The sequence below is a fragment of the Spongiactinospora sp. 9N601 genome (assembly GCF_044326295.1).
In the GTDB taxonomy this organism is placed as follows: Bacteria; Actinomycetota; Actinomycetes; order Streptosporangiales; family Streptosporangiaceae; genus Spongiactinospora; species Spongiactinospora gelatinilytica.
Window position 1 is genome coordinate 354,178 of the sequence record NZ_JBIRBB010000005.1, and the last position, 15,281, is coordinate 369,458.

Here is a 15,281-nt window from a genome sequence, read left to right on the forward strand (position 1 = left end):
GTCCGTCGTCTCACGTGGTCGTCCCGCAGTCGTGACCTTCAGGACTCCGGCTCAGGCTCTTGAGCAGGCCCCGGTTCGGGCTCGGGCTCGGGCCGGACGGCGTCCGGGCCCTCGGCGAGCAGCAGGTGGAAGGCGGCCTCATCGAGGATCGGCACCCCGAGCTGAAGCGCCTTGTCGTACTTCGACCCGGCGTTCTCCCCCGCCACCAGGAAGCTCGTCTTCTTCGACACCGACCCGGTGGCCTTGCCGCCGCGCTTGGCGATCTCCTCGCCCGCCTCGTCCCGGCTGAAGTCGTCAAGGCTGCCGGTGACCACGAACGTCAGCCCGGCCAGGGTCTGCGGAAGCTGCTCGGCGGGCGGATCGTCCACCATCCGCACCCCGGCCGCCCGCCACCGGTCGACGATCTCGCGATGCCAGTCGACCGCGTACCACTCCTTGAGCGAGGCGGCGATCGTCGGCCCGACGCCCTCGACCTCGGCCAGCTCCTCCTCGGTGGCCGCGAAGATCCGGCCGAGGTCGCGGAACTCGGCCGCCAGCGCCTGCGCCGCCGTGGGCCCCACATGCCGGATCGACAATGCCACCAGCACCCGCCACAGCGGCTGCCGCTTGGCCTTCTCCAGCTCCTCCATCAACTCCAGGGTGAGCTTCTTCGGCTCGCCCTTGAGATTGGCGAAGAACGTGACGACCTTCTCCTCGCCCGTCTTCTCGTCGATCTTGGGCAGCCCGGTCTCGCGGTCGCGGATCACCGTCCGGATCGGCAGCAGTCGCTCGACGGTCAGGTCGAACAGGTCGGCCTCGGTGCGGATCGGCGGCTGCTCCGGCGGGAGCGGCCGGGTGAGCGCGGTGGCCGCGATGTAGCCCAGTGACCCGATGTCGAAGGCCCCGCGCCCGGCCGCGAAGAAGACGCGCTCACGCAACTGCGCCGGGCAGGTCTCGGCGTTGGGGCAACGGATGTCGACGTCGGCCTCCTTCTGGCGGCGCAGCTCGGTGCCGCACTCGGGGCAGTGCGTCGGCATCACGAACTCCCGCTCGGAGCCGTCGCGCAACTCGGTCACCGGCTTGACGATCTCGGGGATGACGTCGCCCGCCTTGCGCAACACCACGGTGTCGCCGATCAGCACGCCCTTGCGGGCCACCTCCGAGGCGTTGTGCAAAGTGGCCCGCTCGACCGTGGAGCCGGCCACCTCGACGGCCTTCATCACCCCGTACGGGGTGACCCTCCCAGTGCGCCCGACCCCTACCTGAATGTCGAGAAGCTGGGTGTTGACCTCTTCCGGTGGGTATTTGTAGGCGATCGCCCACCGGGGCGCGCGGCTCGTCGAGCCCAGCGCGCGCTGCACGGCCAGCCGGTCGGCCTTGATCACCACACCGTCGATCTCGTAGGCGGGATCGTGGCGGTGCTCCCGGTAGTGCTCGATGTACGCCTTGATCCCGTCGAGGTCCCTTACCACCTGGTACAGGTCGCTGACCGGCAGGCCGAACCCGCGTAGCCGCGCGTAGACCTCCGACTGCGACTGCGGCTCGCGCGCGCCGCCCTGCCACAGGCCCACGCCATGGGTGATCATCCGCAGCTCGCGCTGCGCGGTGACCCTCGGGTCCTTCTGCCGCAGCGAGCCGGCCCCGGAGTTGCGCGGGTTGGCGAACGGCTGCTTGCCGTCGGCCACGAGTTGCTCGTTGAGCCGCAGGAAGCCCTCGACCGGCAGGAAGACCTCGCCGCGCACCTCCATCACGTCGGGGATGTCGGACCCGGTCAGCCGGTCGGGCACGTCGCGGATGGTGCGGACGTTGGGCGTCACGTCTTCGCCCTCGCGCCCGTCACCACGGGTCGCGCCGCGCACCAGGCGGCCCTTCTCGTAGACCAGCGCGATGGCCAGCCCGTCGATCTTCAGCTCGCACAGGTAGGGCCCGGCGTCGCCCTCGGCCAGCTTCTCCACCCTGGCCATCCACGCCGTCAGCTCGTCGTCGGTCAGCGCGTTGTCCAGGCTCTCCAGCCGGCGCAGGTGCCGCACGGTGGCGAAGTCGGTGGAGATCGGCGCGCCCACCCGCTGGGTGGGCGAGTCGGGGGTGCGCAGCGCCGGGTGGGCCTCCTCCAGCGCCCGGATCTCCCGCATCCACCCGTCGTACTCCGCGTCGCTCGCCGTGGGCGAGTCGAGCACGTAGTAGCGCCAGTTGGCGTCGTCGATCAGCTCGGTGAGCTCGGCGTGCCGCCGTCTCGCCGAGACGTCCACGCCATTGTCGACAGCACTGTCACCAGCGCCGTCCACAGTGTCGTCGACACCGCTGTCAACGCCTTCGGCATCGGTGCCCATGGCCACCTCTCCCCTCTGCCGGCCGCGCCAGGCTCGGTCCTGTACTGGAAAAACGTACCGCCTGGCACCGACAAACAGCGGCTGCGACCCTGGCCAGGGGCTACTCCCCCGGATCTTCGCGCAGGACCACGGCGGCCTCGCGGCAGCGGGCCAGCGCCTGCGTGGCGTAGCGGGGCGAGGCCCCGGCCAGCCCGCAGGCGGGGGTCAGCACGACCTGGGCGGCGAGCGTGGCGGGCGGGAAGCCGAGCCTGCCCCACAGCCGCTGGGCGGGTCCGGCGATCACGCCGATGTCGGCGAGCGGTACGTCGGTGCCGGGGACCACGCCGAGGAACAGCGCCGTACCGGCCTCCACGGCCTCGCCGAGCGCGTCCTCGTCACGGCGGCGCAGCAGCGCCGCGTCGGTCGACACGCCCTTGGCCCCGGCCCTCCGCAGCAGCGTGAACGGCACGCCGGGGGCGCAGCAGTGCACGATGGGGAACGCGTCCGTGGCGGCGAAGACGGTGGTGAGGTGCTGCGCCACGATGTCGGGCTCGGCGGCGGGCAGCCGGCCGAAGCCCGAGGCGGTCGGGACGGTTCCGGCGAGCACGCCCGGCAGGCCGGGTTCGTCCACCTGGAGGACGATGGCGGTCACACCGGGCACACGCCGCCGTACCGTGGCCACGTGTGCGGCGACCCCCTCGGCCAGCGAGCCCGCCATGTCGCGCACGGCTCCCGGGTCGGCCAGCGCCTTGTCCCCGTACCGCAGCTCGATCGCGGCGGCGAGCGTCCACGGCCCGCAGACCTGGAGCTTCAGCGGCCCCTCATAGCCCTGGGCGACCTCCTCCAGCCCGTCCAGGTCTCTGGCCAGGTGGTCGTACGCCCTGCGGACGTCGCGGCCCGGCCGGTCGGCGAACCTCCACCCGGACGGCTGGACCTCCACCGGCAGCTCCACCAGCAGCCCGGCGGTCCGGCCGATCATGTCGGCGCCGACACCGCGTGCGGGCAGCTCCGGGAGGTACGGCAGGGCCGGCACCTCGCCGAAGACCACCCGCAGCGCCTCCAGGTGGAACTCGCCCGGATGCGACCCGACTCCGGTCGCCGTGGCCTCACTCCAGGGATATTCACTCACGGCAGCTAGCGTAGGCCCCATGGAACTGACCAAGTTCACACACGCGTGCGTCCGGCTGGAGAAGGACGGCAAGGTCCTGGTCATCGACCCCGGCGCGTTCAGCGAGGAGTCGGCCCTGGAGGGCGCGGACGCGGTGCTGATCACGCACGAGCACTTCGACCACCTGGAGCCCGAACGGCTGCGCGCCGCCGCCGCGGCCGAGCCAGGGCTGTCCATCTGGACCTGCGACGCCGTCGCGAGCGTCCTGACGGACTCGGGGGTGCCCGCGCAGATCCAGACCGTCCGTCACGGCGACGCCTTCGAGGCGGCGGGCTTCCGGGTCCGGACCTTCGGCGAGCTGCACGCCAAGAACCACCCCGACCTGCCGCAGGTGCAGAACGTCGGATTCCTGGTGGAGGAGCAGGTCTTCTACGCGGGCGACGCCCTCACCGTGCCGGGTGTCGACGTTCACACGCTGCTGGTGCCGACCGGCGGTCCGTGGCTGAAGCTGGCCGAGATGATCGGCTACCTGCGCGAGGTACGGCCCGAGCGCGCGTACTCCACGCACGACGCGCTCTACAGCGAGGCCGGTCTCGGGCTGATCGACAACTGGCTCGCCGGTGAGGGCGATGAGCAGAAGGCGGAGTTCCGCAGGCTGGCGATCGGCGAGACGGTCGCGCTGTGACGCTCCAGGAGCCACCGGCCGGCGAAATTCGGTCGCACCGAAACCGGCCTGCTGACATACTCCGGCAGCGTGACAGCAGAGCCGACCCCCATCCTGACCATCGGTGGCGACGACCGCGAGCTCGACGAACGGCTCGACCGGGAGCTGACCGCGTTCAACGAGGCCGCCACCGGCGCGGCCTACGGCGATTCGTTCTCCGTCAAGGTCGTCGATGACGACGGCGAGCTGGTCGGCGGCCTGACCGCCTACACCTGGGGCGCCCTGTGCCTGATCTCGCTGCTCTGGGTCCGCGAGGACGGCCGCGCGCACGGCTGGGGCGCCAAGATCCTCAAGGCCGCCGAGCTGGAGGCCGGACGACGGGGCTGCGACCGGGTCATCGTCTCGACCTACACGTTCCAGGCGCCCGGTTTCTACCAGCGGCAGGGCTACGCCGAGATCAGCCGGGTGCCGGGCATCCCCGGCGGCCACGAGGACGTGTACCTGCTCAAACGGCTGGAAGCCTGACCTATCCGCCTTATCGGGCCTATCGGCTCGGGGCCTCAGGCGGCGGCCGAGATGGTCGCCGAGCCGATCACGGTGTCGCCGTCGTAGAGGACGGCCGTCTGGCCGGGCGCCACGCCGGTGGCCGGCTCGTCCAGCTCGATGTGCAGGGTGTCGCCGGTGAGCTGGGCCCGGCAGCCGTACACCTCGCCGTGCGCGCGAAGCTGCACGGTGCAGGCCCGGGGCTCGGCAGGGCCCGCGACCGGGCCGTTCCAGACCGGACGCTCGCAGGTGATCGACCCGACCTTGAGCGCTTCGCGCGGCCCCACGGTGACGGTGTTGGACACCGGCTCGATGGACAGCACGTAACGGGGTCGGCCGTCGGCCGACGGGCGGTCCAGGGCCAGGCCCCGGCGCTGCCCGATGGTGTAGCCGTAGGCCCCGTGGTGGCCGCCGACCACCTCCCCGGACAGGGCGTCAATGACCGGCCCCTCCGCCGTGCCCAGCCGCTCGGCCAGGAAGGAGCGGGTGTCGCCGTCGGCGATGAAGCAGATGTCGTGGCTGTCGGGCTTGTCGGCGACCGACAGCCCGCGGGCCGCGGCCTCCGCTCTGACCTCGGCCTTGGTGGAGTCGCCCAGCGGGAACATGGCGTGCCCGAGCTGCCGGCCGGTGAGCACGGCGAGCACGTAGGACTGGTCCTTGCCGGCGTCGACGCTGCGCCGCAGCACGCCGCCGGACAGGCGCGCGTGGTGCCCGGTGACCACGGCGTCGAACCCGAGCGCCAGCGCCCGGTCGAGCACCGCGGCGAACTTGATCTTCTCGTTGCAGCGCACGCACGGATTGGGCGTACGGCCGGCGGCGTACTCGCTGACGAAGTCGTCCACCACGTCACGGGCGAAACGCTCGGCCATGTCCCAGATGTAGAAGGGAATGCCGATCACGTCGGCGGCCCGCCTGGCATCCCGCGCGTCCTCGACCGTGCAACACCCACGCGCCCCGGTGCGGTACGACTGCGGGTTGGCCGACAGCGCCAGATGCACGCCGGTGACATCATGCCCGGCCTCGGCCGCCCGCGCGGCGGCCACGGCCGAATCGACACCGCCCGACATGGCGGCAAGCACACGAAGTCCCATAACACCATCGAGCGTACCCGTCTTCGCCGGGCGATCGTGAACCTCCACGGCCGCTGGCCCGACTGTGCATGGTGACAGGAGGACGAGATGACTGATGAGGCGCTGGTGATCCGCGCCCAGTTGGGCGAGCGCGAGGCGCTGGCCGAGCTGCTGGCGCGGTGGCGGGTGCCGGTGTGGACGTACGTCCGGCGCATGCTGGACGCCGACCGGGCCGACGACGTCAGCCAGGAGATCTGGCTGGCCGTGGTCCGTGGCCTGCCCCGGCTCAGGGAACCCGGCCGGTTCACGCCATGGCTGTTCACGATCGCCCGGCGCTCGATCACCGAACGGCTGCGCGCGGAGTACGCCCAGGCCGAGAAGGTTCTTTTGGCCGGCGACAGCACGGTCCAAGATCCGGCCGACGCGATGGTGGATCGGGCCGCGCTGGTGAGCGCGCTGTCCGCGCTGCCGGTACTGGAACGGGAGATCCTCGTCCTTTTCTACCTGGAGGACCTGCCGGTGGACGAATGCGCACACATCTGCCAGATCCCCGCCGGAACGGTCAAGTCCCGGCTCAACCGCGCCCGCCGCCTGCTGCGCGAACACCTGGAGGAGAAGGGATACCGGCCATGACCGACGAACCGCGCCTGTCGGCGCAGGACATGATCGAACACCTGACACCGGTACTGTCACCGAGAACCCGCATCCGCGCGGTGACGGCACTGGTGGCGGGCACGACGGGCGCGGCGTTCACAGGCGCCCTGTGGTGGTCGGAGCCCGGCCCGCTCCCCGGCCACACCCATCTGGCATTCGCGATGTTCACCACATTCTGCCTGGCCTGGGCAGGGTACGGCGGCTGGCTGCTGACCCGCCGGGTCCCACTGTTCGCCACCGACCGCCTGATCGCCGCCTGGCTCGCCCTGACCGCCTCCATCACGACCACCGCGGTCCTGACGACCGTCGCCGCCCAGCGCGACACCGCCACCTGGCCGGTCCTGACGGTCGGGGGCGTGTTCATCACCACGTCCCTGCTCCTGACGGTACGCGCCCACCTCCGACGAGCGGCCCTGGTACGCCGCCTGCACGAACTGACCCACCGAGAGAACCAGTGACCGCACTCGCCCCACCATGGAAATTCAGGAGATCACGATGACCCACAACCCGAAGCTCATCCACCGCCGCTTCGGCCCGAAAGCCCTGCTCCTAGCGATCACCCTGACCACCGCCCTCCTCCTCACCGGCCTGATCACGCTCCTGACCTGAACCGCCTCCCGGCGGCCCTTAACGCCTAGCCATCCGGCGTGTCCGGCCACCAGTTCGCGAGCAGCCACTTGAAGGCCCGCAGTCTCATACAGCGCCGTACCTGGTCGGCGAGCAGCCCGACGACGGCGGCTTCGAGCACCTCCTCGCTCGGGGTGTAGAGCGCGTCCCCGCCGGAGGCGGGGGAATGCGAGCGATCATGGACTCTCCCACCGCAACCAAGCACGGCCTGCGCCAGCGAAGCGAGGCGCTCTGCTTTGCCCGGGCGCGGTCGTGTCCGGAGCGACGAGCGATGGAGTGAGGAAGCGAGGGACGAGCGAGTGAGCGACTGAGCGAGGAGAGGAGGGCGCGGCCTTCAGGGCGCCCGGGCCTAGCGCGAGCGAAGCGAGCGCCATGAGCACAGCGAGCGCCATGAGCACAGCGAGCGCCATGAGCACAGCGAGCGGCATGACCACATAGCGGCTAGCATCCCCTGCATGCGATTGTTCGGCCGCGATGGTGGGGAGTCCGGGCCGCGTTCTCAGCGTTCCGCGGAGATCGCGAAGTTCTGGGAGTGGTGGTCACAGGCAAGGCCGGAGCTGGATGGGCTGGTCGTAGCTGGGGGGAACGACGAGCTGGCCGAGCGGATCGAGGCCGCCGTGGCGGCGGTGCATCCGTCGCTCGTGTGGGAGATCGCCCCCGGCCGGTCGGCGGAGCAGGCACTCGTGGTGACCGCCGCGGGCGATCCCGAACTGCGCTCGCTGGCGCACCGCTGGGCGCTGGCCGCGCCGCCGCCCGACGAGCACTGGGAGTACCACCCGGCGCGGCAGGCCAACCAGGCCGCCGCGGAGTTGTCGATCGACGTCGGCGGGTATGAGTTCGACTTCGACAAGCTGATGCTTGGGCTGCACGTGCCGCGCGGCAAGCCGCGCGTCGATGTGACCGCCTACCACCCGATCTTCACGCTGCTGGAGGAGGAGACCCGGCTGTCGGCCACGCTGCTCGCGCTCGACTGGCTGCTCGGCGAGGACGACGTGGCCCGCTGGATCGGTGAGATCCAGCCGGCCGCCTTCCAGCCCATCGACGCGGTGGCCGCGGTACATCTGCCGAGCGTGGTGGCCGATGTGGCGGCGGAGTTCGCCGAGGAGCAGTGGGCGCTGATGGAGGGCCAGACGGCCGACGGCGCGAAGCTGGTCGCGACGGTACGTTATCCGCTGCGGCCGGTGGACTACCCGATCTTCGACCGGCATGTCGCGATCGGCCTGGGCTACCGGCACCGCGACGCCGACGGCCTGCCCGACGGAGCCTCGGTACCGGCGTTGCGCGACTTCGAGGAGCGGCTGGCGGCCGGGCTGAAGCCGGAGTCGGCGGTACTGGTGGCGCACATCAGCTCGGACGGCCAGCGGGTGATCCACATCTACGCTGACCCGGAGGGCGACGCCGAACGGCACGCCGAGGAACTGGCGAGCACCTGGCGGGAGGGCGACGTGGAGGTCGAGGCGGAGGACGACCCCGCCTGGGCGGAGGTCTCCCCCTTCCTCGCCTGACCTCCTACCGAACCACCTCGGGCCGACGCGGGAGGCGCATCCCTCACGGAGGAGCCGATGATCTCCGCCGCCCGCCGGGCCCGACCCAGGCCGGTACGCCCACCACCAGGACGAAGACCTCAGTCCAGGCCAGCCCCCAGGCAACGCCCCAGCCCGTCGGCCGCCCGGCGGGCCCGGCTCAGGCCGGTATGTTCACCGCCGGGCGAAGACCCGGGCCGTCGGCGGGGCAGCTCGGGCCGGTACGTCCACCGCGTGGGCGATGTGGCGGGCGGTGGGTCAGCTCAGGCCGGCGCGGGAGGCGCGGTCCACGGCTGGCGCGATGACCTCGACGAGGCGGTCGATGTCCTCCTGGGTGGAGGTGTGGCCGAGGGTGAAGCGCAGGGATCCGCGGGCCGCCGCGGCCCCCGTGCCCATCGCCAGCAGTACGTGCGAAGGCTGCGCCACCCCCGCCGAGCACGCCGAACCCGTGGAGCACTCGACCCCCTTGGCGTCGAGCAGCATCAGCAGCGCGTCTCCCTCGCAGCCCGGGAAGGAGAAGTGCGCGTTGCCGGGCAGCCGGTCGTCGGGGGCGCCGTTGAGGACCACGTCGGGTACCGCGGCGCGGACCTTCGCGATCAGCTCGTCGCGCAGCGCGGTCAGCCGCTTGGCCTGCTCCTCCTGCTCGGCCACCGCCCCGGTCACCGCCGCCGCGAACCCGGCCACCGCCGGGGCGTCGAGCGTGCCCGAGCGCACGTCGCGCTCCTGGCCGCCGCCGTGCAGCACGGGAACCGGGTCGATGCCCCTGGCCAGCAGCAGCGCGCCGACCCCCATCGGGCCGCCCGCCTTGTGCCCGGACAGGGTGAGCGCGTCGACCCCCGAGCCCGCGAACGACACCGGAAGCTGCCCGATGGCCTGCACCGCGTCGGTGTGGAAGGGGACGCCGTGGTCGTGCGCGACGGCGGCGAGCACCTTGACCGGCTGCACGGTTCCGACTTCGTTGTTCGCCCACATGACGCTGACCAGGGCGACGCTCTCCGGGTCGCGTTCGATCGCGGCCCTGAGCGTGTCGGGGTGGACCCTGCCGTACTCATCGACGGGCAGGAGTTCGACCTGCGCGCCCTGGTGCTCGGCCAGCCAGTGCGCGCCGTCCAGCACCGCGTGGTGCTCGACCGCGCTGAGCAGTATCCGGGTGGCCCCGGTGGCGGCCCTGCGCGCCCAGTACAGCCCCTTGACGGCGAGGTTGTCGGCCTCGGTGCCGCCGGCCGTGAAGACGATCTCGCTGGGCCGCGCGTCCAGGGCCTGGGCGATGGCCTCCCTGGATTCTTCGACCACCCTGCGCACCCGGCGTCCGGCCGCGTGCAACGACGAGGCGTTGCCGACCTGGCCGAGCTGCTCGGTCATCGCCGCGATGGCTTCCGCACGCATCGGCGTTGTCGCCGCGTGGTCGAGATAGGCCGAATGCACGACCGCCCTCCCCTCACTTACCAATACCTGTAGTACTGACCCTTTCGGGGAATACGACCTTCCAAGACTAGCCGCGCTTTCGAGTATGCGGAGTCCCGGGTTTGCCTGCTATACCGTCCGGCCGGTACAGTAGCTATGTGAAGAGAGACGAGTTGCTCGACGCGGCGGAGCGGCTGCTGGCCGACCGTGGCGCATCGGCGCTCACTCTGGCCACCTGCGCCCAGACCGCGGGCGTCAGCAAAGGGGGCCTTCTCTATCACTTCAACAGCAAGGAAACATTGATCCGCGCCCTGGTCGAGCGGCTCATCGCCGACTTCGACCAGCTCATCGGTGAGCATCCCCCACCCGGCGGGCCGAGCGGGCCGAGCGGGCCGAACGGGCAGCCGCGCACCTACACCGAGCGCTATGTCCACGCGACGTTCGCCGCGCTGCGCACCGGCCGGTTGCGACGATGGGCGGTCGTCACGGCCGCGGCCGGAGACCCCGACCTGCTCGCGCCGCTGCGCGAGGCGATGGCCCGATGGCATTCGGACGAGCTCGCCCGCGAGCCCGACCCGGCGGTCTCGGAGGTCGTGCGCCTGGCCTGTGAGGGGGTCTGGGAAGTCGCCACACATGCGCCCGGCCTCTACTCTCAACAGCACTACGACGATCTGGAACAACGGCTGCTCGCCATGCTGCGCTGAGGCCGCACAGATCACCCCGCACCCCCCAGGCAAGCGGCCGACCGGCTCCTCGTGATGCCCCGCTGACGGCGGCCTGCGCCGCCGCTCCGCCGATCCCCCCCCTGCGAGATCGCCCACTGGTGGTCGCCCGCAACGGCCCGGGCCGTTCGGGCGACCTGCTTCTGTGTGCCCGCCTCGCCGCCGCCGAAACCAAACGTGAGCACCTTCTATTGCATTGGAAAGGAGCGACGATGACCCGCGAGCTGAGAACGGCCAGAATTGGGGCTATCGTCACATTCGTCCTGGCTGGGCTTTTGTGCGGCAGCTTCACCGTGCGCATTCCGGCGCTGGCCGACCGGCTCGAATTGAATGAGGCGGCGGTCGGCGCGGTACTACTGGCCTGGGGCGTCGGCGCGCTGGTGACGATGCAGTCGATGCGCGCGGTGATGGCCCGCGCGGGCAGCCACGCGGTACTGCGCGTCGGCGGGCCGCTGTGCGCGGCGGCGCTGGTCCTGGTGGCGCTCGCACCGAACTTCCCGCTGCTGCTCGCGGGCGCGGCGGCGTTCGGCATGGCGTTCGGCACTGTGGACATCGCGATGAACGCGCAGGGTTCGGTGGTGGAGCGGGCCGCCGGGCGGCACCTGATGAACGGGATGCACGCGGGCTGGTGCGTGGGGGCGATCTCCGCTGGACTGCTCGGCACGCTGGCCATCACGGCGGGCCTGCCGTACGGGACGCACCTGACGCTGGTCGCCGTGGCGGCGCTGCCGGTGCTGATCGTGATCGGCCGTGCCTACCTGGCCGAGCCTCGCCAGGACGCCGGGCGGGGCGCACGGACCGGCGCGCGGCGCGTACCGCCCGTGGTCTACCTGCTGGGCGTGATCGCGTTCTGCGCGTTCATGGTGGAGGGCACGATCGCCGACTGGAACGGCCTGTTCCTGCAGAACACCCTCGGCGCCCCGGAGGCGCTGGCCGCGCTCGGCTACCCGCTGTTCGAGGCGGGCATGCTGGCCGGGCGGCTGGCCGGCGACCGGGTCCGCGCCCGGGTGGGCGCCCCGGCGCTGCTCGGGCTGTCCGGGCTGGCGACGGCGGCGACGTTCGCGGTCGTGGTCAGCGCGCCCACGGCCGCGGTGGCGATCATCGGGATGGTGTTCGTGGGGGTCGCGGTGGCGACGATCTCGCCCGTGGCGCTCTCCCTGGCGGGCACGGCCACCGGGTCGCCCGGCCCGGCCATCGCGCAGACCAGCGCGATGGGGTACGCGGGCCTGCTGCTGGGACCGGTGGTGATCGGTTTCGTCTCCGACCACGCGTCCCTGCGGACCGCGATGTTCAGCGCGGTGGTGCTGGGCGTGGTCATCGCGATCATGACCCGCCTGCTGCCGCGCCGCCCGGCCGTACCGGAGCGCCCTGTCCTGCAACTGACGGCACTGCCGGGCGTGCGCGCGGAGGAGGTACGGCAGGCGGCCAAGGACCCCATGGCCGCCTGAGCACCCCCGCCGCCGCTACTTGCGCTTGTCGATCTCCTCGATGAGCTGGGGGACCACCTGGAACAGGTCCCCCACCACGCCGAAGTCGGCCAGCTCGAAGATCGGGGCCTCGCTGTCCTTGTTGACGGCGATGATCGTCTTCGCGGTCTGCATCCCGGCTCGGTGCTGGATCGCGCCGGAGATGCCGACCGCGATGTAAAGCTGCGGGGAGACCGTCTTACCGGTCTGGCCGACCTGGAACTGATGCGGGTACCACCCCAGGTCGGTGGCGGCCCTGGACGCGCCGACCGCCGCGCCGAGGGAGTCGGCGAGCCGTTCGATCAGCGCGAAGTCCTCCGCCGACCCGACGCCACGGCCGCCGGAGACCACGATCGCGGCCTCGGCCAGCTCGGGACGCGCGCCCTTCTGCTCCTTGACCCGCTCGGCCACCCGCGCGGCCCGCGCCGCGTCGGACAGGGTGACGCTCACCCGCTCCTCGGCGCCCGCGCCCGCGGCGGGCTCGGGGGTCACCGAGTTGGGGCGGACCGCCACGATCGGGGTGCCCTTGGCGACCCGGGACCTGACGTTGATCCCGCCGCCGAAGATGGACTGGTCGGCCACGAAGCCCTCGCCCAGCCCCACCGCGTCGGTGATCACGCCGGAGTCGGTCTTGATCGCCAGCCGGCCGGCGATCTCCTTGCCCTCGGCGGTGGCCGCGACCAGCACCCCGCCCGCCGAGGCGGAGGCGACCAACTGCGCGAGGAGTTCGGCCTTGGGCGCGACGACGTAATCGACGATCTCCTGGGAGTCGGCCACGTAGACCTTCTCCGCGCCGTACTCGGCGAGCCTGGCCCTGGCCTCCTCGGTGTAGCCGGGCCCGGCCCACACGGCGCTGGGCGCGCCCTGGCCGCGGGCCAGGGTCAGCAGCTCAAGGGTGACCTTCTTGACCTCACCGTCGACGTGTTCGACGAGAACGAGAATCTCCGACATCGTTTGTAACCCCCGTCCTCAGATGAACTTCTTGGTGACCAGGAAGTCGGCGGTCTTGGTACCGCCGTCGCCGTCGTCCTTGACGATGGTGCCCGCGCCGCGCGGCGGGGCGACGGCGAATTCCGCCACCTCGCTCCACGCCCCGGCCAGGCCGACCTGGTCGGCGGCGATGCCGACGTCGGCCACCGAAAGCGTCTCCACCGGCTTCTTCTTGGCCGCCATGATGCCCTTGAACGACGGGTAACGCGGCTCGTTGATCTTCTCGACCACCGACACGACGGCCGGCAGGGTCGCCTCGACCTTGTCGTAGCCGTACTCGGTGACCCGCTCGACGGCGATCGAGGTGCCGGACACCTCGACCTTCTTGGCCTGCGTGAGCTGGGCCACGCCGAGCCGTTCGGCCAGCATCGCGGCCAGCACGCCGGTACGGGCGTCGGTGGACTCCGAGCCGAGCACGACCAGGTCGAACCCGATCCTGCCGAGCGCCTGGGCCATCGCGTAGGAGGTGGAGAGCGCGTCGGACCCGTGCAGCGCGTCGTCGGTCAGGTGGACCGCCTTGTCGGCGCCCATGGCGAGGGCCTTGCGGATGGTCTCGGTGGCCTTGGCCGGCCCCATGGTGAGCACGGTCACCGTCGCCTCGCCGCCGTGCGCCTCCTTGAGCTTGAGAGCCTCCTCCACGGCATATTCGTCCAGCTCGTTGATGACGCCGTCGACGGCGTCTCTGTCCAGGGTCTTGTCATCCGACCTGAGCTTGCGCTCGGTCGCCGTGTCGGGGACCTGCTTCACGCAGACGACGATGTTCATGGGGTCCATGGCCTCCGGACGGTTTGTCCCATCATGCTTCGCGCTGCCAAGACTGCCAGGCATGACGCCTCAGGCGGACGGCGGGCCGACCGCCTGCGCACACTTTACCGAACAATATTCCGGTGTGCCGAGGTGGGTCCGCCCTACCCCGCCAGGACCAGCACCAGCAGTACGAAGACCACCGTACCCAGTGCAAGCACCAGCGTGAACGTGCTGAACACCGTGCTCAGCAGCAGCCACAGCGCGACCGTGCCGACGCCGCCGCCCACGTCTATCAGCACCCGCGTACGCTGCGGCCCGCCGCGCGAGAGCAGCCCGACCGCGGCGTCGCCGAGCACCCCGACCGCGTAGCCGGCCAGCACCAGCAGCGCGACCTCCGGAAGGTTTTCCGAGGCCGCGGCGGCGGCCAGCGCCGCCACGATGCCCGAGCCGATCACCCACCGGGTGCGGATCTTCGCCGCGTGCCTGGCCCTGACCTCGTCCGGAGAGGGCCGCCCGGCCTGGCGGATCTGGCCGACCTCGCGGGTGGCCATCGAGTGCACGGTGTCGGGCCCGCCGTTCGCGGGCACCGGCGGGATCTGGCCGACCAGCGTGCCCCCCACCGCGGCGGGCGACGACGCCTCGACCGGCACCCCCAGCCGCGCCGCGAGCTGCGCGGCGGTCGGCCGGATCGACGGCTCGCGCACCAGGCACTCGCGCAGCAGCGGCGCCAGCCAGTCGGGCACGCCGTCCAGGTCGGGCTCGTGGTGGACCACCCGGTAGGCGACCGCGGTGGCCGGCCCCTGCCCGTACGGCTGGCGGCCCGTCGCCGCGTACGCCAGCGTGGCCGCGAACGCGAACACGTCGGCCGCGGCCCCCGACTCGGCGCCCTCGATCACCTCCGGCGCCAGGTAGCCCGGCGTGCCCAGCACCGCCCCCGACGCGGTGACCGACACCGAGTCGAGCGCGTGCGCGATGCCGAAGTCGATCACCACGGGCACGCCGTCGGCCACGATCACGTTGGCCGGCTTCAGGTCGCGGTGGATCACCCCGGCCCCGTGGATGGACGTCAGCGCGGCGGCCAGCCCGCGCGCCAGGCGCAGCAGGAAGTCACCGCCGACCGCCCCCTCCTCGGCCACCAGGGTGCTCAGCGGCCTGCCCTGCACGTAACGGGTGACCAGGTAGGGGCGGCCACCGCCGAGCGAGGCGTCGCGCACCTCGGCGATGTGGTCGCCGCGCACCCGGCGCATGGTCTCGACCTCCCGTGCGAGCCGCGCGAGCGCGCCCGTGTCGGCCGCGACGTGCGGGTGCAGGATCTTCACCGCCACCGTCCGGCCCTCAGGATCGAGCGCCAGATGAACCTCTCCGAACCCGCCCGCCCCGATCAGCGAGAGCAGCCGGTAATCGCCCAGGCGCTCACCCTCTGGCCCGCCCATGACACTCCCTCCGCCACACTCATCGTGCCTCAGAAGAAGCCG

At 71.7% G+C, this 15,281-nt stretch carries 14 protein-coding genes; 7 read left to right on the forward strand and 7 right to left on the reverse strand.

Annotation, left to right across the window (positions count from 1 at the left end; all coding sequences use genetic code 11):
• Positions 1–38: 38 nt before the first annotated feature.
• Complete coding sequence (gene ligA, locus ACH34R_RS14030; RefSeq protein WP_397561809.1) at positions 39–2,309, reverse strand: NAD-dependent DNA ligase LigA; 2,271 nt, start codon at positions 2,307–2,309, stop codon at positions 39–41.
• A gap of 100 nt (positions 2,310–2,409) precedes the next feature.
• Entirely contained in the window at positions 2,410–3,417 is a 1,008-nt protein-coding gene (locus ACH34R_RS14035; protein ID WP_397561811.1) for a methionine synthase, read from the reverse strand.
• Positions 3,418–3,436: 19 nt separating this feature from the next.
• Between ACH34R_RS14035 and ACH34R_RS14040 the strand changes: the two genes are divergently transcribed.
• Positions 3,437–4,081: an MBL fold metallo-hydrolase gene (locus tag ACH34R_RS14040; RefSeq protein ID WP_397561812.1), complete on the forward strand. Its 645-nt coding sequence runs from the start codon at positions 3,437–3,439 to the stop codon at positions 4,079–4,081.
• Between the two features lie 69 nt (positions 4,082–4,150).
• Positions 4,151–4,585: a GNAT family N-acetyltransferase gene (locus tag ACH34R_RS14045; RefSeq protein WP_397561813.1), complete on the forward strand. Its 435-nt coding sequence runs from the start codon at positions 4,151–4,153 to the stop codon at positions 4,583–4,585.
• 35 nt (positions 4,586–4,620) lie between these two features.
• Here ACH34R_RS14045 and mnmA read toward each other — a convergent pair whose 3' ends face one another.
• Entirely contained in the window at positions 4,621–5,694 is a 1,074-nt protein-coding gene (mnmA, locus tag ACH34R_RS14050) for a tRNA 2-thiouridine(34) synthase MnmA (RefSeq protein ID WP_397561814.1), read from the reverse strand.
• Between the two features lie 87 nt (positions 5,695–5,781).
• Between mnmA and ACH34R_RS14055 the strand changes: the two genes are divergently transcribed.
• The 3 genes from ACH34R_RS14055 to ACH34R_RS14065 all read left to right on the forward strand — a co-directional run bounded on the left by ACH34R_RS14055 (position 5,782) and on the right by ACH34R_RS14065 (position 8,459).
• Entirely contained in the window at positions 5,782–6,306 is a 525-nt protein-coding gene (locus ACH34R_RS14055; protein WP_397561815.1) for an RNA polymerase sigma factor, read from the forward strand.
• Complete coding sequence (locus ACH34R_RS14060) at positions 6,303–6,785, forward strand: hypothetical protein (RefSeq protein WP_397561817.1); 483 nt, start codon at positions 6,303–6,305, stop codon at positions 6,783–6,785. Before ACH34R_RS14055 ends, ACH34R_RS14060 begins: the two co-directional genes overlap by 4 nt.
• 624 nt (positions 6,786–7,409) lie before the next feature.
• Positions 7,410–8,459: a DUF695 domain-containing protein gene (locus ACH34R_RS14065; protein ID WP_397561818.1), complete on the forward strand. Its 1,050-nt coding sequence runs from the start codon at positions 7,410–7,412 to the stop codon at positions 8,457–8,459.
• A 276-nt stretch (positions 8,460–8,735) separates the two neighbouring features.
• Here the strand turns inward: ACH34R_RS14065 and ACH34R_RS14070 are convergent, their stop codons facing one another.
• A complete protein-coding gene (locus ACH34R_RS14070; RefSeq protein WP_397561819.1) occupies positions 8,736–9,902 on the reverse strand; it encodes a cysteine desulfurase family protein in 1,167 nt (388 codons plus the stop codon).
• A gap of 137 nt (positions 9,903–10,039) precedes the next feature.
• Here ACH34R_RS14070 and ACH34R_RS14075 point away from each other — a divergent pair, with 137 nt between their 5' ends.
• Together ACH34R_RS14075 and ACH34R_RS14080 are read left to right on the forward strand one after the other, a co-directional pair.
• The gene (locus ACH34R_RS14075; protein WP_397561821.1) at positions 10,040–10,585 is read left to right on the forward strand and encodes a TetR/AcrR family transcriptional regulator; all 546 of its coding nucleotides are present in this window, start codon (positions 10,040–10,042) and stop codon (positions 10,583–10,585) included.
• Between the two features lie 230 nt (positions 10,586–10,815).
• Positions 10,816–12,051, forward strand: a complete 1,236-nt coding sequence (locus ACH34R_RS14080; RefSeq protein WP_397561822.1) for an MFS transporter — start codon at positions 10,816–10,818, stop codon at positions 12,049–12,051.
• A 15-nt stretch (positions 12,052–12,066) separates the two neighbouring features.
• Here the strand turns inward: ACH34R_RS14080 and ACH34R_RS14085 are convergent, their stop codons facing one another.
• From ACH34R_RS14085 to ACH34R_RS14095, 3 genes are all read right to left on the reverse strand, one after another.
• On the reverse strand, positions 12,067–13,020 hold the full coding sequence (locus ACH34R_RS14085; RefSeq protein ID WP_397561823.1) for an electron transfer flavoprotein subunit alpha/FixB family protein: 954 nt from the start codon (positions 13,018–13,020) through the stop codon (positions 12,067–12,069).
• A gap of 18 nt (positions 13,021–13,038) precedes the next feature.
• Entirely contained in the window at positions 13,039–13,824 is a 786-nt protein-coding gene (locus ACH34R_RS14090; protein ID WP_397561824.1) for an electron transfer flavoprotein subunit beta/FixA family protein, read from the reverse strand.
• A gap of 143 nt (positions 13,825–13,967) precedes the next feature.
• Positions 13,968–15,239: a serine/threonine-protein kinase gene (locus tag ACH34R_RS14095; RefSeq protein ID WP_397561825.1), complete on the reverse strand. Its 1,272-nt coding sequence runs from the start codon at positions 15,237–15,239 to the stop codon at positions 13,968–13,970.
• Positions 15,240–15,281 lie beyond the last annotated feature (42 nt).

What these genes read in the sequence shown, in the direction of transcription:
- ligA (WP_397561809.1), bottom strand. Translation starts at nt 2,309, where the DNA reads ATGGGCACCGATGCCGAAGGCGTTGACAGCGGTGTCGACGACACTGTG.
- ACH34R_RS14040 (WP_397561812.1), top strand. Translation starts at nt 3,437, where the DNA reads ATGGAACTGACCAAGTTCACACACGCGTGCGTCCGGCTGGAGAAGGAC.
- mnmA (WP_397561814.1), bottom strand. Translation starts at nt 5,694, where the DNA reads ATGGGACTTCGTGTGCTTGCCGCCATGTCGGGCGGTGTCGATTCGGCC.
- ACH34R_RS14055 (WP_397561815.1), top strand. Translation starts at nt 5,782, where the DNA reads ATGACTGATGAGGCGCTGGTGATCCGCGCCCAGTTGGGCGAGCGCGAG.
- ACH34R_RS14060 (WP_397561817.1), top strand. Translation starts at nt 6,303, where the DNA reads ATGACCGACGAACCGCGCCTGTCGGCGCAGGACATGATCGAACACCTG.
- ACH34R_RS14065 (WP_397561818.1), top strand. Translation starts at nt 7,410, where the DNA reads ATGCGATTGTTCGGCCGCGATGGTGGGGAGTCCGGGCCGCGTTCTCAG.
- ACH34R_RS14080 (WP_397561822.1), top strand. Translation starts at nt 10,816, where the DNA reads ATGACCCGCGAGCTGAGAACGGCCAGAATTGGGGCTATCGTCACATTC.
- ACH34R_RS14085 (WP_397561823.1), bottom strand. Translation starts at nt 13,020, where the DNA reads ATGTCGGAGATTCTCGTTCTCGTCGAACACGTCGACGGTGAGGTCAAG.
- ACH34R_RS14090 (WP_397561824.1), bottom strand. Translation starts at nt 13,824, where the DNA reads ATGAACATCGTCGTCTGCGTGAAGCAGGTCCCCGACACGGCGACCGAG.
- ACH34R_RS14095 (WP_397561825.1), bottom strand. Translation starts at nt 15,239, where the DNA reads ATGGGCGGGCCAGAGGGTGAGCGCCTGGGCGATTACCGGCTGCTCTCG.